21 protein-coding genes are annotated in these 20,827 nt (G+C 46.0%); 10 read left to right on the top strand and 11 right to left on the bottom strand.

Going from position 1 to position 20,827, the window contains the following annotated elements; translation table 11 throughout:
- The 4 genes from dnaN to rpmB all read right to left on the bottom strand — a co-directional run bounded on the left by dnaN (position 1) and on the right by rpmB (position 1,937).
- Positions 1-1,125, bottom strand: a complete 1,125-nt coding sequence (gene dnaN / locus K6V26_RS08210; protein ID WP_007657184.1) for a DNA polymerase III subunit beta — start codon at positions 1,123-1,125, stop codon at positions 1-3.
- A 196-nt stretch (positions 1,126-1,321) separates the two neighbouring features.
- Positions 1,322-1,474: a DUF4295 domain-containing protein gene (locus K6V26_RS08205; protein WP_005638125.1), complete on the bottom strand. Its 153-nt coding sequence runs from the start codon at positions 1,472-1,474 to the stop codon at positions 1,322-1,324.
- Between the two features lie 16 nt (positions 1,475-1,490).
- Positions 1,491-1,679, bottom strand: a complete 189-nt coding sequence (gene rpmG, locus K6V26_RS08200; RefSeq protein WP_007657199.1) for a 50S ribosomal protein L33 — start codon at positions 1,677-1,679, stop codon at positions 1,491-1,493.
- Between the two features lie 18 nt (positions 1,680-1,697).
- A complete protein-coding gene (gene rpmB, locus K6V26_RS08195) occupies positions 1,698-1,937 on the bottom strand; it encodes a 50S ribosomal protein L28 (RefSeq protein WP_005638129.1) in 240 nt (79 codons plus the stop codon).
- A gap of 265 nt (positions 1,938-2,202) precedes the next feature.
- On the opposite strand from rpmB, the gene K6V26_RS08190 reads away from it, so the two are divergent.
- From K6V26_RS08190 to K6V26_RS08165, 6 genes are all read left to right on the top strand, one after another.
- Positions 2,203-2,805, top strand: a complete 603-nt coding sequence (locus tag K6V26_RS08190) for a nitroreductase family protein (RefSeq protein ID WP_224265071.1) — start codon at positions 2,203-2,205, stop codon at positions 2,803-2,805.
- 15 nt (positions 2,806-2,820) lie between these two features.
- Positions 2,821-4,170: a dihydrolipoyl dehydrogenase gene (lpdA, locus tag K6V26_RS08185; protein ID WP_224265070.1), complete on the top strand. Its 1,350-nt coding sequence runs from the start codon at positions 2,821-2,823 to the stop codon at positions 4,168-4,170.
- Complete coding sequence (locus tag K6V26_RS08180) at positions 4,170-4,910, top strand: lipoate--protein ligase family protein (RefSeq protein ID WP_224265069.1); 741 nt, start codon at positions 4,170-4,172, stop codon at positions 4,908-4,910. Before lpdA ends, K6V26_RS08180 begins: the two co-directional genes overlap by 1 nt.
- Positions 4,911-5,024: 114 nt before the next feature.
- Complete coding sequence (locus K6V26_RS08175) at positions 5,025-6,395, top strand: dihydrolipoamide acetyltransferase family protein (protein ID WP_224265068.1); 1,371 nt, start codon at positions 5,025-5,027, stop codon at positions 6,393-6,395.
- An 18-nt stretch (positions 6,396-6,413) separates the two neighbouring features.
- Complete coding sequence (locus K6V26_RS08170) at positions 6,414-8,447, top strand: alpha-ketoacid dehydrogenase subunit alpha/beta (RefSeq protein ID WP_224265067.1); 2,034 nt, start codon at positions 6,414-6,416, stop codon at positions 8,445-8,447.
- A gap of 15 nt (positions 8,448-8,462) precedes the next feature.
- Positions 8,463-9,005, top strand: a complete 543-nt coding sequence (locus tag K6V26_RS08165) for a flavodoxin (protein WP_224265066.1) — start codon at positions 8,463-8,465, stop codon at positions 9,003-9,005.
- 10 nt (positions 9,006-9,015) lie between these two features.
- On the opposite strand, the gene K6V26_RS08160 is transcribed toward K6V26_RS08165, so the two are convergent.
- The 4 genes from K6V26_RS08160 to K6V26_RS08145 all read right to left on the bottom strand — a co-directional run bounded on the left by K6V26_RS08160 (position 9,016) and on the right by K6V26_RS08145 (position 15,762).
- Positions 9,016-9,456 carry a helix-turn-helix domain-containing protein gene (locus tag K6V26_RS08160; protein ID WP_010803285.1) on the bottom strand — a complete coding sequence of 147 codons (441 nt, stop codon included), beginning with the start codon at positions 9,454-9,456 and terminating at the stop codon, positions 9,016-9,018.
- 621 nt (positions 9,457-10,077) lie between these two features.
- The gene (locus tag K6V26_RS08155; protein ID WP_224265065.1) at positions 10,078-11,439 is read right to left on the bottom strand and encodes a TolC family protein; all 1,362 of its coding nucleotides are present in this window, start codon (positions 11,437-11,439) and stop codon (positions 10,078-10,080) included.
- 18 nt (positions 11,440-11,457) lie between these two features.
- Positions 11,458-14,640, bottom strand: a complete 3,183-nt coding sequence (locus K6V26_RS08150; RefSeq protein ID WP_224265064.1) for an efflux RND transporter permease subunit — start codon at positions 14,638-14,640, stop codon at positions 11,458-11,460.
- 18 nt (positions 14,641-14,658) lie between these two features.
- Positions 14,659-15,762 carry an efflux RND transporter periplasmic adaptor subunit gene (locus K6V26_RS08145; RefSeq protein ID WP_010803288.1) on the bottom strand — a complete coding sequence of 368 codons (1,104 nt, stop codon included), beginning with the start codon at positions 15,760-15,762 and terminating at the stop codon, positions 14,659-14,661.
- Positions 15,763-15,973: 211 nt separating this feature from the next.
- On the opposite strand from K6V26_RS08145, the gene K6V26_RS08140 reads away from it, so the two are divergent.
- The 4 genes from K6V26_RS08140 to K6V26_RS08125 all read left to right on the top strand — a co-directional run bounded on the left by K6V26_RS08140 (position 15,974) and on the right by K6V26_RS08125 (position 18,063).
- On the top strand, positions 15,974-16,882 hold the full coding sequence (locus K6V26_RS08140) for a helix-turn-helix domain-containing protein (RefSeq protein WP_224265063.1): 909 nt from the start codon (positions 15,974-15,976) through the stop codon (positions 16,880-16,882).
- Between the two features lie 88 nt (positions 16,883-16,970).
- Positions 16,971-17,177 carry a hypothetical protein gene (locus K6V26_RS08135; protein ID WP_048317406.1) on the top strand — a complete coding sequence of 69 codons (207 nt, stop codon included), beginning with the start codon at positions 16,971-16,973 and terminating at the stop codon, positions 17,175-17,177.
- The gene (locus K6V26_RS08130; protein ID WP_048317405.1) at positions 17,167-17,463 is read left to right on the top strand and encodes a type II toxin-antitoxin system RelE/ParE family toxin; all 297 of its coding nucleotides are present in this window, start codon (positions 17,167-17,169) and stop codon (positions 17,461-17,463) included. Before K6V26_RS08135 ends, K6V26_RS08130 begins: the two co-directional genes overlap by 11 nt.
- A gap of 93 nt (positions 17,464-17,556) precedes the next feature.
- Positions 17,557-18,063, top strand: coding sequence for a hypothetical protein (locus tag K6V26_RS08125; RefSeq protein ID WP_224265062.1), 507 nt, complete (start codon positions 17,557-17,559; stop codon positions 18,061-18,063).
- Positions 18,064-18,147: 84 nt separating this feature from the next.
- Here K6V26_RS08125 and K6V26_RS08120 read toward each other — a convergent pair whose 3' ends face one another.
- The 3 genes from K6V26_RS08120 to K6V26_RS08110 all read right to left on the bottom strand — a co-directional run bounded on the left by K6V26_RS08120 (position 18,148) and on the right by K6V26_RS08110 (position 20,685).
- On the bottom strand, positions 18,148-19,044 hold the full coding sequence (locus tag K6V26_RS08120; protein WP_224265061.1) for a helix-turn-helix domain-containing protein: 897 nt from the start codon (positions 19,042-19,044) through the stop codon (positions 18,148-18,150).
- Between the two features lie 65 nt (positions 19,045-19,109).
- Positions 19,110-19,622, bottom strand: coding sequence for a cupin domain-containing protein (locus K6V26_RS08115; RefSeq protein WP_224265060.1), 513 nt, complete (start codon positions 19,620-19,622; stop codon positions 19,110-19,112).
- A 145-nt stretch (positions 19,623-19,767) separates the two neighbouring features.
- A complete protein-coding gene (locus tag K6V26_RS08110; protein WP_122327651.1) occupies positions 19,768-20,685 on the bottom strand; it encodes a cation diffusion facilitator family transporter in 918 nt (305 codons plus the stop codon).
- Between the last annotated feature and the right edge of the window lie 142 nt (positions 20,686-20,827).

Below are 20,827 nucleotides of genomic sequence, written 5' to 3'. Positions count from 1 at the left end.
TTAGTCATTCAACATCATTGGCATAAGCAGCATCAGCTGGTCCTCGTTCTCTTCGTTTTCAGCAGGAACAATTAAGCCGGCACGTGAGGGGTCTGCCAATTCGAGAATTACTTCTTCCGAATTGATGTTACTTAATATTTCAATCAGATAAGTTGCCTTGAAACCGATATTCAATTCTGTTCCGTCAAACTGGCAAACAATCTTTTCTTCAGCAGAAGTGGAGAAGTCGATATCCTGTGCGGAAACCACCATTTCACTTTCCTTCAACTGCAATTTAACCAGGCTGCTTGCCGGATTAGAGAAAACAGATACACGTTTCAACGCATTCAGGAAAGAGATGCGGTCAATAGTAACCTTAAACGGATTTTCCTGTGGAATAACGCTGTTATAATTCGGATAACGGCCTTCGATCAGACGGCAAACCATTTCAAAGTTCGCACAGTTCACATAAGCATTGTTATCATCAAACTTGATATTAACCATTTCTGTTTCCTTACCCAGCAGGTTCTTCAGTAGGTTAGCCGGCTTTTTAGGCAAAATGAAAGAAGCTCTTTCCGGTGATTTTACTGAAAGATTACGCAAACGAACCAGCTTATGTCCGTCTGATGCGACAAACGTCAAATCGTCCGTATGGATATCAAAATAGATACCGTTCATCACCGGACGAAGTTCGTCGTCGGCAGTTGCGAAAAGCGAGCGGCTGATGCCGTTCAGCAACATTTGTGAATCCACAATGATTGCAATTGCATTATCATTCAACGGCTTTTGGAGTGGATAAGTATCCCCTTTCTGTCCGATAAAATTATATTTACCGTTCTGGAAATGGATAAAGATCTCCAGGTTTTCGTCATTGATATCAAAAGTAAGCGGTTGTTCCGGCAGTTCCTTCAACGGATCGAGCAGGATCTTGGCAGAAACAGCGAAAAGTCCGGTACCTTTTGAATTCATCACCTCAACAGAAGTAACCAGACGTGTTTCAGCATCCGAAGCTGTTATAGTCAGTTTATTACCATCAAGGTCGAACAGGAAGCTGTCGAGGATCGGTAAAGAGTTCTTAGACGCAATAACTTTGCTGATAGACTGCAAACGGGATAACAGCGCAGTGCTGGATACATCAAATCTCATGGTTCTTAATTGTTTATATTATTAATTTTATTATTTGACAATATAGTCAGAGCATATCACAAACGCCCATACAAAAGTAAAAAAATATTTGATTAGTGAGGCTATCTTTTATGTTCTTTTCAGCAGAAAGGAAAGAACAAAAAAAAGAGGCCCTTCATATCGAAGAACCTCTTTTCTATATCTTTATTAGGAAAGATTATTTTGCGAAATAATCTTTTACAGCTTCATTAGGAATCATTTCTTCCTGGAAGATGTAAGCACCAGTCTTCGGAGACTTAACCATCTTAATTACTTTTGAGTAAGTACGACCGTCACCTTTCTTAAATGTTGCAACTGCTTTTTTTGCCATCGTTTAAAATCTCCTATTACTTAATTTCTTTGTGTAAAGTCATCTTCTTCAGGATCGGGTTGTATTTCATCAACTCCAATCTCTGAGTAGTATTTTTTCTATTCTTAGTAGTGATGTATCTGGATGTACCCGGCATACCACTTTCTTTGTGTTCAGTACATTCCATGATTACCTGAACTCTGTTACCTTTTGCTTTCTTTGCCATTTCTTATTTTCCTCCAAATTAAGCGTTTAAATAACCTTTTTCAGCTGCTTTTTTAATTGCTGCATCTAAGCCCAGCTTATTGATAGTACGCAAACCTGCGGCTGAAATATTCAGGCTAACCCAACAATCCTGTTCTACCCAGTAGAACTTTTTAGTAAACAGGTTAACATCAAACTTACGTTTCGTTCTTCTCTTAGAGTGAGAAACGTTGTTGCCAACCATTGCTTTCTTTCCGGTAATTTGACAAATTTTAGACATTGCTATCTTCTTTTTTTATTAACGCAATAAATTAATTACAACTCCTGCTATCTGTCTTCCCTTTCCGAACTAGCATCATGATCAGAACGAAGATTCTAATAGAGTTTCTCTCTTTACAGGGCGCAAAGGTAAAAATTTTTTTTGATTATTCCACACAAAACGCCAATAAATTTCACTTATAAATACATACAAGCTTCCGTACAACAAAAATACAACTTTATTGGTTCTAGTAATAATAATAAACATAAATACTTACGTAAAAATTATGACTAGAAACTTTAAAGAAGCAGTAGAACACAGGAGAACCTACTATAACATCACCAACAGCTCTCCTATTTCGGACCATGAGATTAAAGAACTCATCGTATTCGCAGTGAAAAACGTACCTTCTGCCTTCAACTCGCAGTCGACACGAATCGTTCTTCTTTTGGGCAAAAATCATAAGAAGTTCTGGGACATCACCAAAGAAGCATTGAAAGCTATCGTTCCGGCAGAAGCTTTTGAAAAGACACTTGCCAAAATAAATACCAGTTTCGATTGCGGATATGGCACCGTCTTGTTCTTTGAAGACATGGAAGTGGTTGAAAATTTACAGAAAGCATTTCCCAGCTACAAGGATAATTTCCCTGTCTGGTCGCAACAGACTTCTGCCATGCACCAGTTCGCTATCTGGACGATGCTGGAGGATGCCGGTTTAGGTGCTTCCCTTCAACATTACAATCCTTTAATCGATGAAAAGGTGCAAAATGAATGGAAACTCAATCCGAACTGGAAGCTTATCGCACAAATGCCGTTCGGAACACCGACCCAAAAGCCGGGAGAAAAAGAATTCAATCCCATCCAGGAACGTTTCTTTACTTTTGAATAATTTAATTTGCTGGTTATGAAATATGACATAGCCATTATCGGAGGAGGACCGGCCGGCTATACAGCCGGTGAACGGGCCACCGAAAATGGATTAAAAACAATCCTCTTTGAGAAGAATGCCATTGGCGGGGTTTGCCTGAACGAAGGCTGTATTCCGACTAAGACATTATTATATTCAGCCAAAATACTGGATAGCATAAAAAGTGCCGCCAAATACGGAATCCAGGCAGACAATGCCCCGGGCTTCGACTTGGGCAAAATTATCGCACGTAAAAACAAGACCGTCAAAAAACTGACACTGGGTGTCAAAGCCAAGCTGAACGGCAACGGCGTGACAATCATACAGGGAGAAGCTGTAATCCGGGGAGAGGAAGACGGATATATATTGATTCAGTGCGGCGAGGAAGTTTTTGCGGTAAAGAATATTTTGCTCTGTACCGGTTCGGAAACCGTCATTCCACCGATAAAAGGATTGTCGGAGATTGCTTACTGGACTTCGAAAGAAGCACTGGATGTGAAAGAACTTCCCCGGTCGATTGCCATTATTGGCGGCGGAGTAATCGGAATCGAATTCGCCTCTTTCTTCAACAGCATGGGAGTTAAAGTGAAAGTTATCGAGATGATGCCCGAGATACTCGGTGCGATGGACAAGGAGATATCTGCAATGCTGCGGTCCGAATATACCAAAAAGGGCGTCGAATTCTTTCTTGAGACAAAAGTCATCGAAGTCACACCCGACAGCGTGATTGTGGAAAAGGACGGAAAGACTGAGACAATCGAAGCCAACAAGATACTGGTCAGTGTCGGACGAAAAGCCAACACAAAAAACCTGGGCATCGAAACACTGGGCATCGAACTTCTCCGAAACGGCATAAAGGTAAACGAATACATGCAAACCTCCCACCCTAACGTCTATGCCTGTGGGGACATCACCGGCTTTTCCATGCTGGCCCATACTGCATATCGGGAAGCGGAAGTCGCCATCAACCACTTACTGGGACACGATGACCGGATGAGCTATAAGGCTGTCCCGGCCGTGGTCTACACCAATCCGGAAGTTGCCGGCGTAGGAAAGACGGAAGAGGAGTTACAGGCTGCCGGTATTATATATAATGTAGTAAAGATACCGATGACCTACTCCGGACGCTTTATAGCCGAGAACGAATCGTTCGCCGGACTGTGCAAACTAATAACGGATACCGACGACCGTATCATCGGTTGCCACCTTCTGGGAAATCCGGCTTCCGAAATCATCATCGCAGCCGGCATCGCCATCGGGAACGGCTTTACCATCGAAGAATTCAAAAAGAACATCTTCCCCCACCCGACAGTCGGGGAAGTCATCCACGAAAGCTTATATTTATAATGCTTTGCATTCATAACACCCATACAGACGCCTGGTTCAATCTTGCCGCAGAAGAATACCTCCTAAAGAATTTCTCAGAAGATATCTTTATGTTGTGGCAGAATGAACCGGCTGTCGTTATCGGCAAATACCAGAATATCCGGGCAGAAACGGATATCGAATATGCCCGGCAAAAACGAATCAGGCTGGCACGCCGTTATTCCGGTGGCGGTGCCGTTTATCACGATATGGGAAACCTGAACCTTACTTTCATCGAAAACAGCAATCAGATACGCTCTTCCGTATTTACCGAAAGTATTATCCGCTTTCTGGAACATTACGGACTACATGCCCGTTCCGACGAAAGGCAGGGGCTGACAATCGACGGCCTTAAAATTTCGGGCAGCGCGCAAGCTATCCACAAACGGAGAATGCTGCATCATGCCACGCTCCTTTTCTCCACAGACTTGGAGATACTCGACCGGGCCCTCCAGCCTTCTCCCGAATATACCGGCGGAGAAGTTACGGCACATCCTTATTACGTTCCATCAGTAAAAAGTCCGGTAACCAACCTGACAGACAAGCTGCCTGTTTCCGTTTCCATCGACGAATTCAAACAGTCTTTGTCCGATTATTTCTCCAACGAAAACACCTCCAGCGAACCATACGAATTCACCTGCCACGACCTGGAAGAAATCCGGTTGTTAAGGAATAAAAAATATGCTGACGTAAACTGGATTTTCAATACTTACACCCTGTAATATAGAACTTTCACCCTCCCTTCCTTGTTCCATTAAAACAATAGAATAAACCCGGACACGTCCGTTTGATTTATTCATCCGGCGATAAACAAAAAGATAAAAGTTAATTATATTATGGCTACATTTGAAATAAAAATGCCCAAGCTGGGCGAAAGCATTACAGAAGGAACGATTATCTCCTGGTCTGTAAAAACCGGCGACTCAATCAATGAGGACGACGTACTCTTTGAAGTAAGCACAGCCAAAGTCAGCGCGGAAATCCCCTCTCCCGTTGCCGGGAAAGTCCTTGAAATATTATTTCAGGAAGGCGACACCGTTGCGGTTGGCACAACCGTTGCTATCATCGGACTCAAAGGCTCGGAAGATGATACGGATAATGATACAGCCGCCCATACGACCATTCCCGAAAAAGAATTTGCTGAAACACCGGCAAATGACAAGAACGTTCCCTCCGCCGCTCCCGTCCCTAAAGCACAGGCCGCCAAAGAAGACGAAAGATGGTATTCACCCGTCGTACTTCAGATGGCCCGCGACGCTAATCTGTCGCAGGATGAACTGGACCGGATTCCAGGAACCGGCTATATGGGGCGCCTGAGTAAAAAAGATATGAAAGATTATCTCTCGGGAAAGAGAGATGCGACAATGATAACGCAATCCCAACCAGCCTCACAGACTGTAACCGAAAGTAAACCGGCTCCGGCTTCACAAACCAAACCGGCACAGACAAGTCCGGCACCTTCCGCTCCCGCTTCACAAGTAATATCTTCCGCCCCGGTATCAGCCGGCAGCGAAGACAAGGTGATGGAAATGGACCGTGTAGGCAAGATTATCGCCGACCATATGGTTATGTCGAAGAACGTATCGCCCCATGTGACAACTGTCGTGGAAGTGGATGTCACCAAACTGGTTCAATGGCGCTCACGCAACAAGGAGACATTCCGGAAACGGGAAGGCATCAGCTTGACTTATATGCCGGCCATTACGGAGGCAACGGCAAAAGCCTTGTCCGAATTTCCCCAGGTAAACGCCTCCGTCAATGGCTATCAAATCATTCTGAAGAAACATATCAATGTAGGAATCGCAGTCTCGCTGGATGACGGAAATCTGATTGTCCCGGTTGTTCGCGACGCCGACAAGCTGAACCTGAATGGCCTGGCTGTCGCCATAGACACCCTGGCAAACAAGGCACGCGACAACAAGCTCGCACCGGACGATATTCAGGGAGGCACCTTCACAATCACGAACTTCGGTACATTCAAGAACCTGTTCGCTACACCAATCATCAACCAACCACAGGTTGCCATCCTGGGAGTCGGTTATATAGAGAAAAAGCCGGCGGTCATCGAAACACCGGAAGGCGACACCATCGGAATCCGGCATAAAATGTACCTGTCCCTGTCATACGACCACCGTCTTATCAACGGTGCCCTGGGAGGTGCTTTCCTCCGCCGCATTGCCGATTATCTGGAAAACTGGAGTCTTTAATAAGTAAATCAATTAAACATGAAAAAGTACGATATAAAAAATACGGATAAAGAAACCCTGCAAAAGTGGTTCTATCTGATGACACTCGGCCGGGCTCTCGACGAAAAGGCCCCTGCCTACCTGCTGCAATCGCTGGGCTGGTCGTATCATGCTCCCTACGCCGGACATGATGGGATTCAGCTTGCGGTCGGGCAGGTTTTCAAAAAGGGAGAAGATTTCCTGTTCCCTTATTACCGGGACATGCTCACCGTTCTATCGGCAGGAATGACTCCCGAAGAAATTATACTCAACGGCATCTCCAAGGCGACCGACCTGACTGGCGGAGGCCGCCACATGTCCAACCATTTTGCAAAAACAGAATGGAACATCGAAAATATATCCTCCGCAACCGGCACACATGATTTGCATGCTGCCGGCGTCGGGCGTGCCATGGTTTACTACGGGCACAAGGGGGTTGCCATCACTTCCCACGGTGAATCGGCCACTTCCGAAGGCTTCGTCTACGAAGCAATCAACGGTGCCAGCACTGAACGCCTGCCGGTCATTTTCGTCATCCAGGATAATGGATATGGCATTTCCGTCCCGAAAGAAGACCAGACCGCCAACCGCAAGGTTGCCGACAACTTCTCGGGGTTCAAGAACCTGAAGATTATCCATTGCAATGGCAAAGACGTCTTCGACTCCATGAACGCCATGACAGAGGCCAAAGAGTATGCCCTCAACCGTACGCCGGTCATCGTACAGGCTAACTGCGTACGCATCGGCTCTCATTCAAACTCGGACAAACATACGTTATACCGCGATGAAAACGAGCTGAATTATGTAAAAGCGGCAGACCCTTTGTATAAGTTCCGCCGCATGCTTCTCCGCTATAAACGTTTCACCGAAGAAGAGTTAAAGGAGATAGAAGACAAAGCAAAGAAAGACCTGTCCGCAGCCAACCGGAAAGCGCTTGCCGCTCCCGACCCTGACCCAGCCACGGTTACTGATTTTGTCTTGCCCGAACCTTATATCCCCCGGAAGTATACAAATGGCATACCACACGATGAAAAGGGAGAAAAAGAGACATTGGTCACTGCCATCAACAAGACGCTGAAAGCGGAGTTCCGGTATAATCCGGACACCTTCATTTGGGGACAGGATATTGCCAATAAAGAAAAAGGCGGCGTCTTCAACATCTCGAAAGGGATGCAGCAGGAGTTTGGCGACGCCCGTGTCTTCAACGCTCCGATTGCCGAAGACTATATCGTCGGCACGGCCAACGGCATGTGTCGTTTCGACCCCAAAATACATGTCGTGATAGAAGGCGCCGAGTTTGCCGATTATTTCTGGCCGGCAGTCGAACAGTATGTGGAATGTACCCATGAATACTGGAGAAGCTACGGACAGTTCACGCCCAACATCACGCTTCGATTGGCTTCGGGCGGATACATCGGCGGCGGCCTGTATCATTCGCAAACGATAGAAGGGGCGCTGACGACCTTGCCAGGTGCACGAATCGTTTACCCTTCATTTGCCGATGATGCCGCCGGATTGCTCCGGACAAGCATGCGTTCGAAAGGGTTCACCCTCTTCCTCGAACCGAAAGCTTTATATAATGCGGTGGAAGCCTCGGCCGTGGTTCCCGATGACTTCGAGGTTCCTTTCGGCAAAGCACGCATCCGCCGCCCGGGAGACGATATGAGCATTATCACTTACGGTAATACCACTCATCTTTGCCTGAACGTTGCCGAACGGTTACAACGGGAACATAATCGGAATGTCGAAGTTATCGACCTCCGCTCCCTGATACCGTTAGATAAAGAGACTATTTTCGACTCTGTCAGAAAGACAAGCAAAGTCCTGATTGTGCATGAAGACAAAGTCTTCTCCGGTTTCGGGGCGGAAATTGCCAGTATGATTGGCGCCGAACTGTTCCAATACCTGGACGCTCCGATACAGCGCGTCGGCTCCCTCTTCACCCCCGTCGGATTCAACCCGATACTCGAAAAGGCAATCCTGCCGAATGAAGAGAAGATTTATAAGGCGGCAAAAGAATTGTTGGATTACTAAAAAAGCAAACGAATAATGAAAAAAATAGGATTATTTTACGGAACCGCGACAGCTAAGACTGCTGCTGTCGCCAAAAAGATAAAGGAAGCCTTCGGAGAAGATATCGTCGATATCATTCCTGTCGAACAATCCGATGAAAAGGAGTTTAATGCATATGAATATATCATCGCTGGCTCTTCCACCTGGTTCGACGGCGAATTGCCGACCTACTGGGACGAGACGCTCCCCGAACTTACCGGTCTCGACCTGACCGGCAAGAAAGTCGCCCTCTTCGGATTGGGAGACCAGAAGAAGTATCCGGATAATTTCGCCGATGGAATCGGCATTCTGGCAAAGGCCTTCACCGACCGGGGAGCCACCCTGGTTGGAAGGACGTCGCCGGAAGGATACCATTTCAACCGATCCGGTGCACTGCAAAACGGGCAATTCCTCGGATTGATACTGGACATAGAGAACCAGTCCGATAAAACCGATGAAAGAGTCCGGAAATGGGTCGGACAGCTAAAAAATGAGTTTGAGAAGGGTGCCCCTTCTTCCGACGAAGAATTTAACTGCTGATCGTTCCTCGTCAAGAAATACGATAGTTCCACCGCCAATCTTCCGGCGACATCTTAAAGCGTCGCCGGAAAACCCGGAACAGGCCGCTGGGACTATAACCACAACGCTGTGCCACCGCCCGTATTTCAGATTTACTATGCGCTAGCATGTATTTGGCCATCTCCAGCGAATAGTCTTCGATAAACTTCGCGACCGACGTACCGGCCAGCACCTTTATTGCACCGTTTAAATCGGAGACGCTCACTTCAAGTTCCTTGGCATAATACTCCACTGGAAGTGCCCCTCCGGCATGAAGCAACGGCATAAAATGATCGATAAACGTATTGCCGCTCGGACGATAACCGGGAACGATGGCAGGAAGGCCCATCCAGCGCTCTTCTTCGGTTGCCGGACGAGGGTCGATGCTTACAAACAGTTTGGTGACCGATATGGTAGGAAATTTATGGCTCATGCGTTGTTCTTTTAAAGTTACGCAGGTAAAGATAAGGGATAAAAAGCGGAGAAACAAGTCCGGACAAATAAAAATATTGCCAGGCTGATTAGCGCGGCAATTTAGGAGTCCTACAATAGTGCCGGCTTATTTAAAAAGGCATTTCCTACAACTGCAAAAATGCCAGACTATTTAGCGAGGCACTTCCGTAGATCTTCAATATTGCCGCGCTAATCAGCCTGGCATTATATACATTATATTTCTTCTTCTGAAGCCTTATAAAAGCCTATCTCCGATAGTTGCGGAATATCCCTTGCCCCGTTTATAATAATCCGGGCCTTGTTGCAACGTACGGGAGCAAAGCGGAGAATCAGGGAAGAAATATCGTTTTCGTGGATCAAACCGCGTTTATCGGGAGGTAGATTCAGGAGCAACAGCGAGTTCTTCCCGACCGAACGGACAAGGTCTCCTTTCCCTTCTTTTCAGGGAGTGGAGGCCACCGAAAAATCGGTATAGGCCGAGGGCCACAGGCAGAGACTATTATTGTATAATCTTATCACTGAAAGGCATAAAAACGGGCTGCCCTAAAATCACTTTCCAGGCAACCCCTCCTTTGTTGTACGAAAAATAAAAAACAGTGGGCTATTCTCTTCCGCCCCCCAAAGCCCTGTAGAGATTAATCACGCTTTGTATCTCAGTAAAACGGTTGGCGGTACGGGTCAGTTGTGCGCTGAGCAGACTCTGCCTGGCGGTCAACACTTCCAGATAAGTGATCGTGCCGTGCTCCATCAACAGAGAAGTGCTTTTTAATGCTGCTTCCAGGGACGTGATTTGCTTGTCCAGCAAGAAACTCTTTTCACGGCTGGTTTGGCAAGCAGTCAGAGCGTCATTTACCTCGCTTCCGGCATTCAGCAATGATTGCTGGAAGGCAAGGGCCGCCTCTTCCTGTTGCAGCTTGGTAATCTTGTACTGGGCGATAATCTCCCCACGGGCAAACAATGGCTGTGTCAGCGAACCGACTGCCGAAGCAAGGAACTTGCCCGGGTTTACAATCATCGAACCGGCATTGTTCGTCCATCCCGCGCTACCGCTCAATGTTATCGAGGGATAGAAAGCGGAACGCGCCTGGTTGGTCCCGTAGAAAGCGGCTTCCAGCGTCCTTTCGGCCGAACGGACATCGGGACGGTTTGCCAGCATCTGCATGGGAACACCGAGGGAGAAATTGTCGGGGAACTGTTGTACTCCCAACTCTCCCCGTTCATAATATCGCGGAGTCTCAGCCAACAAAAGGGCGAGACTGTTTTCTACCTGGTTTATCTGCTCCTTCAGGTTCAGCACGGAGGACTGTACCTGGTAATATGCCGCTTCCATCTGCGATACGGCTGATTCGTTGGACAAGCCTGCTTTCATCAGGGCACGGGTGGAAGCAACGGTTTCGCTCCATGCTTCCTCCGTCTGGCGCGTGATGTAAAGCTGCTCGTCCAACATCAGCAAAGTATAGTAGGTGTTGGCTATACCGGCTATCAGCTGGGTGCGGACCGCCTGCTGATAGTCACGGCTTTGGGCAAATAGTGCTTTAGCTTGTTCTTTCGCATTACGCATACGTCCGAAGATATCGAGTTCCCAGCTGGCGGTGATAGGCAACGAGTAAGTCTGCGTTGCCTTACGACCGTCGAAACTACTCACAGATCCCTGCGGCGTAAAGGCGAAAGAAGGGAGGAATGCCAGTTTTGCAGACATCAAAGTCGCTTCGGCCTGCTCCACACGGAGTTGGGCCGACTGGTAATCGGTGTTGTTCTGCAAACCATGTTCGATAAGTTGTTGCAGCTGCGGGTCGGTGAAGAGTTCACGCCACTCCATGTTGCCGAAGCTGGCGGTGTCTTCTGCCACCACTTCCTCGCCATAGAGATGGTCGGGGACGGTGGTAGCGGGTTTATATTTGCTGTATATGCCGCAACTGCTTAGCAAGGCAGATACAGTCGTTAACAGAATTATCTTTTTCATATTCCTTTTATTTATTGATTATTCAACGCCGCCACGTTCGGCTGCACTTCTCTCCTGTTCCAGCATAACCTGTAGGTCGGCTTCTTCTTCCATCGGTTTACGTATCTTTTCCTGCAGATATTCAAAGATGATATAGAATACCGGAACTACAAACAGCAACGCCAGTGTTCCGACAGCCATACCGCCAACGACACCCGTACCCAACGAACTGTTACCGTTGGCACCTGCACCGCTGGAGAACATCAACGGCAGCATACCGAAAATCATCGTCAACACCGTCATCAGGATAGGACGCAGACGAACCTGTGCGGCTGAATAAGCCGATTCGACGATCCCCATTCCTTTGCGGCGGCGTTCGATGGCGTACTCCGTAATCAGGATAGCCGTCTTTGCCAGCAAACCAATCAACATAATCACACCCGTCTGCAAATAGATGTTATTCTCCAATCCGAATATCTTGGCGAACAGGAAGCTACCCATCAACCCGAACGGTACGGAAAAAATCACGGCAAACGGAACCAGGAAGCTCTCATAAAGACAAGCCAAAATCAGATAGATAAGGAATATACAAATAGCATAAATGAAAACCGTCTGTGCACCGCTACTGCTGGCCTCTTCGCGGGCCATACCGCCGTATTCGTATCCATATCCTGCCGGCAGGCTCTGTGCTGCCACCTCTTCGATAGCCTTCTGCACCTCACCGGATGAATATCCTTCGGCCGGGTTCACATTCGCTGTAATGGTGCTATACAGATTGAAACGGTTGGACGTTTCCGGTCCGAGCACTTCCGTCAATGTCACGAACTGGCTGATAGGAGCCATTTCCGCTCCGTTACGCACGAACATATTATCCAAAGACTGCTGGTCCAGGCGATACTCGGGCGAAGCCTGCATCATTACGCGGTATACTTTACCGAACTGGTTGAAGTTCGAGATATAAGCGCCACCGCAATAACTGCCCAAGGCATCGAGTACGGTGCTCGGTGAGATACCTGCACGTTTACATTTTGCCGCATCGACATCTACCGATATCTGCGGGAAGTTCATCGCATAAGAAGTATAGGCCATCGTTATTTCCGGACGCTGGTTGAGCGCACCGAGGAACTGCATCGACGAATTATAGAATGTAGCCATATCGCCACCAGTTCTATCCTGAAGGTTCAGTTCAAGGGAATTACCCATACCGTACCCCGGAATCATGGCAGGTTGGAAACTGAATATCTGTGCTTCCTTTATACCGTAGAACTGTGCATTGAGGCGTGCAGCCACGGCATCGGAGTTGTGCTCCTTCCCTTTTCGCTCGCTCCAGTCTTTCAGGCGAACGATAATTGTTCCGTAAGAAGTACCCTGCCCGGACATAAGTCCATATCCGGCAACACGGGCATAGTGTTCTATTTCAGGAGTATTATTCAAAATATCTTCCAGCTTGTTCATTACCTTGTTTGTTTCTTCCAGCGTGCTTCCCGGCGAAGTACTTACGTTCACCATGATAACGCCCTGGTCTTCCTGCGGCACGAGTCCCGTCTTGGTGGTGCTCATCAGATAAACCAACAGAACGATAGTCGCAACCAAAGAAGTCCACACCATCCAGCGATGATGGATAAAGAACATTACACCTTTCTTATATTTACCCAGCACAGCATTGAACGAAGCATTATAAGCAGCACGTACCCGTCCGTTGATACTCGTTGCACTCTTCGTTCCATCCGACGGACGCATCATAATGGCACACAAAGCCGGACAAAGAGTCAACGCCGAAATCATGGAGATACCTACCGCAGTAGCCATCGTGATACCGAACTGTGTATAGAACACACCCGACGTTCCGCCCATAAATGTTACAGGGATAAACACTGCCATAAATACGCAGGTACAGGAAACGATAGCCATCGTCACGTCGCCCATCGCATCTTTCGTAGCGAGATAAGACGACTTATATCCGGCATCGAACTTCGACTGCACCGCCTCGACCACCACAATGGCATCATCCACCACCGTTCCGATGGCAAGTACCAACGCAAACAAGGTCAAGATATTCAAACTGAATCCGGCAGCCACAAGGCAGGCAAATGTTCCGACCAACGACACTATAATAGAAATAGACGGGATAAGCGTACTCTTCAAGTCTTGCAGGAAGAAGTACACCACCAGGATAACCAGGATGATAGCAATAACAAGCGTCTCCACCACATTATGTATGGAAGCGAAAAGGAAGTCGTTCGAACTCATCATCGTGACAAATTCCGTCCCTTCCGGTAAGCTCTTCTCCATCTGCTCCATCTGGGCAGTTATTTGTTTGTTGACAGCGGTTGCATTAGAACCTGCTGTCTGGAACATCATGAAAAGAACAGCCGGTTTACCGTCCATCTCGCTACGGAAACTGTACGTCAACGTACCCAGTTCCACATTAGCCACATCTTTCAGGCGAAGTACAGAACCGTCGCTCTGCGAACGGATAACGGTGTTCTGAAACTCTTCCACGCTTTTCAAACGTCCGCGATACTTCATCGTGAACTGGAAAACATTCTCCGAATTTTCTCCCAGCGAACCGGTAGGCGCTTCGATATTCTGTTCGCCCAGCACTGCCGTCACGTCCGAAGGGACAAGGCCGTACTGCGCCATCCGTTCCGGACGCAGCCAGATACGCATACTGTATGTATCACCTAATTCCATTACATCACCCACACCTTCAATACGTTTAATCTGGGGAATGACATTTATATCCAGATAATTGGCAAGGAACGTCTGATCGTAGCGTCCATCGGTACAAACCATTGCCCCGATTTGCAGGAAGCTGGTCTGGCGTTTCTGTGTAGTCACACCGATCCTTGTTACCTCTGCCGGTAAAAGTCCCTGTGCCTTGGATACACGGTTCTGTACATTGACAGCCGCCATATCCGGATCTGTCCCTTGCTTAAAATATACTTGTATGACTGCCGAACCTGCATTCGTGGCAGTGGAACTGATATACATCATATTCTCCACCCCGTTAATACTTTCTTCCAGCGGCATGACAACACTGTTCATCACAGCATCGGCATCGGCTCCCGTATAAGAAGCGGTCACATAAACCGTAGGCGGCGCAATGTCGGGATACTGTTCCACCGGCAGCGTAAAGAGCGAAATAAGCCCTATCACCAAAATCAGCACGGAGATACAGATAGCCATCACCGGCCGTTTTATAAATATGTTTCCTTTCATATTCTTTTTCTCCTTGTTTTATTTTACGACAGTACCTTCGCGTACCAACCCGGCACCTTCCGATACAATTTCATCACCGGCTTTCAACCCGTCGAGCACGACATACTCGCGCCCGTCGTTAATACCAGCTACGGTTATCAGGGTGGAGACAGCCTTGCCGTCCACAACCTTATAGACAACAGTCTTATCCTGCAACCGGACAGTCGCCCCCTGCGGGACAACGATACAGTCTTTATAAACGCTCGGTATCACTACCGTGCCCGATGCTCCGCTATGAAGCAATCGCGATTCGTTGGGGAATACCACACGTGCCACCACCGTACCTGTCTGCCGGTCGATGACTCCGCTGATGGATTCTATGATTCCTTTTTTGTCGTAAACCGAATTATCGTTCAGCTTCAGTTCCACTTCCGGCATGTTCTTCAATGCGTCGTCCATGCTGCCGTGCTCGCGGGTCAGGGCCAGCAACTGGTTTTCAGTCATGGAGAAATAAACATACATATCAGAATTGTCGCTTACTGTCGTCAACGGCTGCGGTATACTCGCGCTCACCAATGCACCTGCACGGTAAGGCAATGCGCCCACAACACCATCGCACGGACTTTTCACTTCCGTATAAGAGAGGTTATTGCGTGCATTCAGTTCCTGCGCTTCGGCCTGTGCCAATTGTGCTTTGGCAGAGAGGAAAGTGTTCTCAGCCGTTTGCAGGCTGAAGTCCGAAACGACCTTCTGAGCATTCAGTTCCTTATTACTGTTATAGGTCAATTCTGCTGTTGCCAGTGCGGCACGTGCCGCTTCCACGTTAGCAGTAGCCGTTTTGAGAGCTGCCCTGTAAGGCACCTGGTCAATAACGAACAGCACTTGCCCACGACGTACTTTTTGCCCTTCAGTTACGTAAAGTTTCTCGATAGTTCCTGATACCTGAGGATAAATGTCGATATCCTGCCGCCCACGTATCGTCGCCGAATAAGAAGAAGTAAGCTCTTTGTCCGCCGGAGCCACTTTCATAATTGAATAAGAAGATTTCATCTGTGCATCCGGAGCTTGTTTACAGGATGCCATCCACATCGTACAACCGACAATCCCTATCAGCCGTATCCATTTTTTACTTGTTTTATTCATACTATTGCTATTAAAAACTGGGACAAATGTAGACGAAAGGAACATAGCCATAGTGCCCCATTTCTCTCCAAGGATGTCTTATTTTCCCCTACCATCGCTTTTTTACGCTAATTTTATACACCCATGCGGAATACAGAACATCAAAGTAGTGAAATAGAACATCTTAGTTGTCCGGTTATTCGCCAAATTTGCAAAAACAAAAATAGAGTGTATGGAAAATGAAGAAATCAAAACTGTCAGTATAGAAGACTTTAAGACCAACGAGCACATCATCGATTATATAGATGACGATTTTGCAATAGTGAACAGCCTGGAAGGAGCTCCAACCGGTAATGATACGGTACGATTAGATTGTTTTCTTCTGGCTATTTGCGTGGAAGGCTGCATTCAGCTGGATATAAACCGCAAAACTTATCAATTGGAAGATGGCGACCTGCTACTTGGCCTTCCCAATACCATCATCAGCCATATTATGTTAAGTCCCAGGAATAAAATCAGGCTTGCCGGTTTCTCCACCCGCTTCCTGCAACGTGTCCTCAAAATGGAGAAAGTGACATGGAATACGGCCATCTATATACATAATAATCCGATAAAGCACGTTGGTGAAAACAAAAATGAAATCTTTTTTTATTACAAGGATTTAATCGTTGCAAAGATAAACGACGATCCTCATCATTATCATAAAGAAGTAATACAACATCTGTTTTCCGCACTTTTCTGTGAGATGCTGGGAACTCTCCACAAAGAAGCCATCGAACTGGGAGAGGTCGGACATGCGAAAGAGGGGATTAAACAGGCTGATTATATTTTCCGGAAATTCGCTGAAAAGTTATCGGCAGACAATGGCATGCACCGTTCGGTATCTTATTTTGCCGATGCGCTCTTTTACAGCCCCAAATATCTGTCGAAAGTCGTCAAGAAAACATGTGGAAGGACACCTTTGGAACTAATCAACGAAACAGCCATCGAGCATATCAAACACCGCCTGAAACACTCCGACAAATCCATCAAAGAAATTGCAGAAGAATTCAACTTCCCCAACCAATCCTTCTTCGGCAAGTTTGTAAAAGCTCACACCGGCATGTCCCCCGCACGTTATCGTGATGCGAGGGTGGAATAGTTTGTTGTTTTTTTATCTACCGACCCGCTTTTTTCAAGAATAGTTCCTATATTTGTAGTCATACTCTAATAATAAATAATATACGACTATGAAGAAAAAAAACGTAGAATATCAATATCCGGAAAGTGAGCCATTCTCACTCCACGAACCTGTTATGTCATATCAACAAGATATATCATCAAGGGAAATACCCGAACATATTTTGAAAGATATACAAATCAGCCGGGAAGAATACAAAAAGGGGTTGGCAATTCCAGTCTCAGACTTCATGAAGAAATACAAGGATGAATTATAATCTCGTAATTACTCCTAAAGCCCAACAGGCTATTGACAAGACATGTGATAAGGTTCTGAATGCTTGGGGAACCAAATGTTATAATAATCTGATTGATGAATTGGAGCACTGCTTTAAAATAATACAATGTTATCCGTTGGCCTTTCAAGAGAGTATTCACTATCCGGGAATCAGACAATGTGTTGTTACCCCTTTGAATATCATTTATTATATGATTGAAGGAAACGACATTGTCATCCTAGCTTTTGAAGATACCCGAATGAACCCCGATAAAATAACTTTTTAACTCATCCATCAAGAATAGAGCAGAATTTATTTATCTTTGTCTGCGAACGTTATAGAACAGAAATAACCTTTGAACACTATTAAATAGAAGATCATGAAAGAATTTGAAGAAGCACTAGTTTGCAAATGTAAGAATGAGAAAATACCTGAAGAATTCAATTACTTCGGAAAAGTCATTGGCGAATGGGACCTCGACTGGAACGACCGACTCAATACCTCCACCCCACGCCGTATGAAAGGCGAATGGATATTCTCATGGGTACTCGACGGTATGGCCGTACAAGACGTTTTCATTGTCCCTTCAAGAGCAGAGCGGCTCACTGATATTCAGCCCGATGCCGCCTACGGAACCACCATCCGCTTGTTCAATATCGAAAGACAAGTTTGGGAAATATTCTATGGATGCCCCGAAGAATGTGCACGTCTCGAAGCACGCAAGGAAGGTGACGAAATCATCCTCACTGAAATAACCTCAAAAGCTATGAAATGGATTTTCTCCGATATCACCGATAATTCATTCACCTGGCGAAGCATTGCCAAAAGCCCTGCAGGAGATTGGATTACACTCGCAAGAGTCTACGCTACCCGCAAAAAGAAATAAAAACAGCAATCTTTCATAATAACAAATGGCATGCAAATTAAAATTATTTATTCAATCTGCATGCCATTCATTATTTCTCATACTTTAGTTCTGCGCCCGGTACTCGTTCGGAGAAGTTCCTACACACTTCTTGAAAAGACGGGTGAAATGCTGCGGATACTTAAATCCCATTTCATAAGCTATTTCGCTGATAGAACGGCTGGTGTCGAGCACCTTTTTCTTCGCCATGTCAATCAACATCAACTGTATATGTTCCTGAGCCGATTTGCCTGTTTCCTTTTTAATCAAGTCGCCCAGGTAATTTGCAGAAAGATGTAACTGGTCTGCACAATATTGCACAGACGGCAACCCAATCTCTTGTGGCTTATCCGACAGGAAATAGTCGTTCAATATCTTCTCAAACTTTGACAATGTATCTTTATTTACATTCTCGCGGGTAATAAACTGACGGTCATAGAAGCGCAAGCAGTAGTTGAGCAACAGTTCGATATTGGAAACAATCAGCATCCGGCTGTGTTTATCGATCCCCCTGGACAGTTCCAGTTCTATATTCTTCAGGCAATCGATTACGATTTGCCGCTCCTGTTCCGACAAGTGGAGAGCCTCATATACTTCATAGGAGAAGAAATTATAATTCTTTATATTGCGTCCGAGTGTCGTCCCCCGAATCAAATCCGGATGAAACAGCAACGCCCACCCTTTCGGCTTTATCACCTCTCCGTCATTCGACACACCGACCACCTGGCCCGGACCCGTGAAAACCATCGTGCCTTCCTGGTAATCATAATAATTACGTCCGTATTGCAAATCGCCGCATTTTACCTCTTTCAGGAAGACTGCATAAAAGCCGTAACTCATCCGGGCACGTTTTATGCCCGCTACTTTCGAGAAGTCGATCACGCTAACCAACGGGTGCAACGTTTCCTGCCCTATCCGGTCATTATACTGGTAGATATGATCCATTTTTTCTATTTCAGCCATAGTCTTTCCTTTTAAATGTTTCAGTACAAAGTTAATAGATTTTTGTTATATAAGTCAAACTCCAACTATTTTACAGCTTCCGTATATTCCTCATCAGTCACTTCGCCAAGCCATTCCGCACTGTTTTCGCTTACCTTCGGGGTGATACCGATATGCGTAAAACGGCTGTCGGGTGCAGCACCATGCCAGTGGACGGTATTGGCCGGAATATTTACCACATCGCCCGGTTGCAGGCGTTGGGCCGGTTTGCCTTTTTCCTGGTAATAGCCGACTCCTTCAGTACAAAGCAGGATTTGTCCTACTGCATGGGAATGCCAGTTGTTGCGAGTGCCGGGGGCGAAAGTTACATTATAAATGTTACAATCATATTCCGGTTGCGTGGAAAGCATCTTCAGCCAGGCATCACCGCTGAAGTTAGCAGTAATAGGATTGCCCAGTCCCAATACCGGTTCTTTTACCTGAGTTTTATCTTCCATTGTTTCTACTGTTTGATTATTTCCGTTATTGTTTTTACTGTTGCACACATTCACTGCAAAGAGTGCCATGCAAATCAGGATAATTACTGAATTCTTTTTCATACGCTTCCTTATTTAATGGTATTTTATCATCTTCCTTTCGATGTTGCAAAAATAAGGAAACAGTGACAACCAAACTGTAGACAGATTACAGATATTTATACCCAAATTACGGATTACCATTGGGATAGTAACACACGTCGACAGATTATTCTACCATCCCCTTGTCGATACCAAACTTCTCATCCGTCTGACATTTTCCGGCAGGTTCGACATGGACTAGAATATCATATACATTATCTATCGAGTTTTCGATACTTTTCTCTACGGCATCAGCTATTTCATGAGCTTGCATAAGAGTCATCTGTGGATCCACTTCTATGTCAAGGGTAATATTATACAGGTTTCCTATCATCCTCGACCTAACCCGGTGAGGATTGCCTGCACCGGGCACTTTCTCCACGGCTTCGAATATCTTATTATATATATTGACATCTTTCACGCCATCCATCAGCTCCACATTCGAATCCATGAAGATGCCCACAGATGATTTTATAATGAAGAGACTTATTATTAACCCGGTAATTGAATCGAGTATCGGCAGTTTAAATATAAAAGTAAATATCAACCCCAATAAAACCCCGGATGAAATAATAACATCATTACGCATATTGATAGCATTTGCCGTCAGCATGGAACTATTGATTTTCTTCCCTTGCTTATACTGATACAACGCCAGCAGGAGCTTGCCGGCAATAGAAAAGACAGTAACATATATAGCAATAGCAGACGGTATCTCTTTTACCTCGTCCGAAAAAATACTTTCAACAGACGACAACAGCATCTGCATACCGGCATAAAATATCACGAGCGACAGAATCTTCGTTGCAATACTCTCCGCTTTCTCATAGCCGAACACATACTTTTTAGAAGGTGGCCGGCTCATAATCCGCGCCGTAAAAATCATCACAACAGAAATAATTACATCTGTCGCCGAATCGATACCGTCCCCCAATACGGCTAAACTGCCAGCCAATAAACCTACAATAATTTTCGATACGGAAAGTACAGCGTTACCAATCGTGCTTATCCATGATGTTCTTATCAATATTTTCTCCCGTGACATATCTTTGCCTTATTAAGTAAATAGATTTTACAAACAGGGGATAAATATAAGCATAATATATCTGCCCGCACAGCCAAACGATACAACTATTTTCCCTTATTGGTTTTAATTTACCCTAATTTTCAACACATCCTGTTTCCCA

The organism is Parabacteroides goldsteinii, from assembly GCF_020091425.1.
GTDB lineage: Bacteria > Bacteroidota > Bacteroidia > Bacteroidales > Tannerellaceae > Parabacteroides > Parabacteroides goldsteinii.
This window is presented reverse-complemented; position numbering and strand designations above follow the sequence as displayed.

Coding starts and splice junctions, on each gene's coding strand:
- K6V26_RS08120 (WP_224265061.1), bottom strand. CDS start 19,044: ATGGCTGAAATAGAAAAAATGGATCATATCTACCAGTATAATGACCGG.
- K6V26_RS08125 (WP_224265062.1), top strand. CDS start 17,557: ATGAAAGAATTTGAAGAAGCACTAGTTTGCAAATGTAAGAATGAGAAA.
- K6V26_RS08190 (WP_224265071.1), top strand. CDS start 2,203: ATGACTAGAAACTTTAAAGAAGCAGTAGAACACAGGAGAACCTACTAT.
- lpdA (WP_224265070.1), top strand. CDS start 2,821: ATGAAATATGACATAGCCATTATCGGAGGAGGACCGGCCGGCTATACA.
- K6V26_RS08180 (WP_224265069.1), top strand. CDS start 4,170: ATGCTTTGCATTCATAACACCCATACAGACGCCTGGTTCAATCTTGCC.
- rpmB (WP_005638129.1), bottom strand. CDS start 1,937: ATGTCTAAAATTTGTCAAATTACCGGAAAGAAAGCAATGGTTGGCAAC.
- K6V26_RS08160 (WP_010803285.1), bottom strand. CDS start 9,456: ATGAGCCATAAATTTCCTACCATATCGGTCACCAAACTGTTTGTAAGC.
- K6V26_RS08170 (WP_224265067.1), top strand. CDS start 6,414: ATGAAAAAGTACGATATAAAAAATACGGATAAAGAAACCCTGCAAAAG.
- K6V26_RS08205 (WP_005638125.1), bottom strand. CDS start 1,474: ATGGCAAAAAAAGCAGTTGCAACATTTAAGAAAGGTGACGGTCGTACT.
- K6V26_RS08135 (WP_048317406.1), top strand. CDS start 16,971: ATGAAGAAAAAAAACGTAGAATATCAATATCCGGAAAGTGAGCCATTC.
- K6V26_RS08150 (WP_224265064.1), bottom strand. CDS start 14,640: ATGAAAGGAAACATATTTATAAAACGGCCGGTGATGGCTATCTGTATC.
- K6V26_RS08110 (WP_122327651.1), bottom strand. CDS start 20,685: ATGTCACGGGAGAAAATATTGATAAGAACATCATGGATAAGCACGATT.
- K6V26_RS08145 (WP_010803288.1), bottom strand. CDS start 15,762: ATGAATAAAACAAGTAAAAAATGGATACGGCTGATAGGGATTGTCGGT.
- dnaN (WP_007657184.1), bottom strand. CDS start 1,125: ATGAGATTTGATGTATCCAGCACTGCGCTGTTATCCCGTTTGCAGTCT.
- K6V26_RS08115 (WP_224265060.1), bottom strand. CDS start 19,622: ATGAAAAAGAATTCAGTAATTATCCTGATTTGCATGGCACTCTTTGCA.
- K6V26_RS08165 (WP_224265066.1), top strand. CDS start 8,463: ATGAAAAAAATAGGATTATTTTACGGAACCGCGACAGCTAAGACTGCT.
- K6V26_RS08175 (WP_224265068.1), top strand. CDS start 5,025: ATGGCTACATTTGAAATAAAAATGCCCAAGCTGGGCGAAAGCATTACA.
- K6V26_RS08130 (WP_048317405.1), top strand. CDS start 17,167: ATGAATTATAATCTCGTAATTACTCCTAAAGCCCAACAGGCTATTGAC.
- K6V26_RS08155 (WP_224265065.1), bottom strand. CDS start 11,439: ATGAAAAAGATAATTCTGTTAACGACTGTATCTGCCTTGCTAAGCAGT.
- rpmG (WP_007657199.1), bottom strand. CDS start 1,679: ATGGCAAAGAAAGCAAAAGGTAACAGAGTTCAGGTAATCATGGAATGT.
- K6V26_RS08140 (WP_224265063.1), top strand. CDS start 15,974: ATGGAAAATGAAGAAATCAAAACTGTCAGTATAGAAGACTTTAAGACC.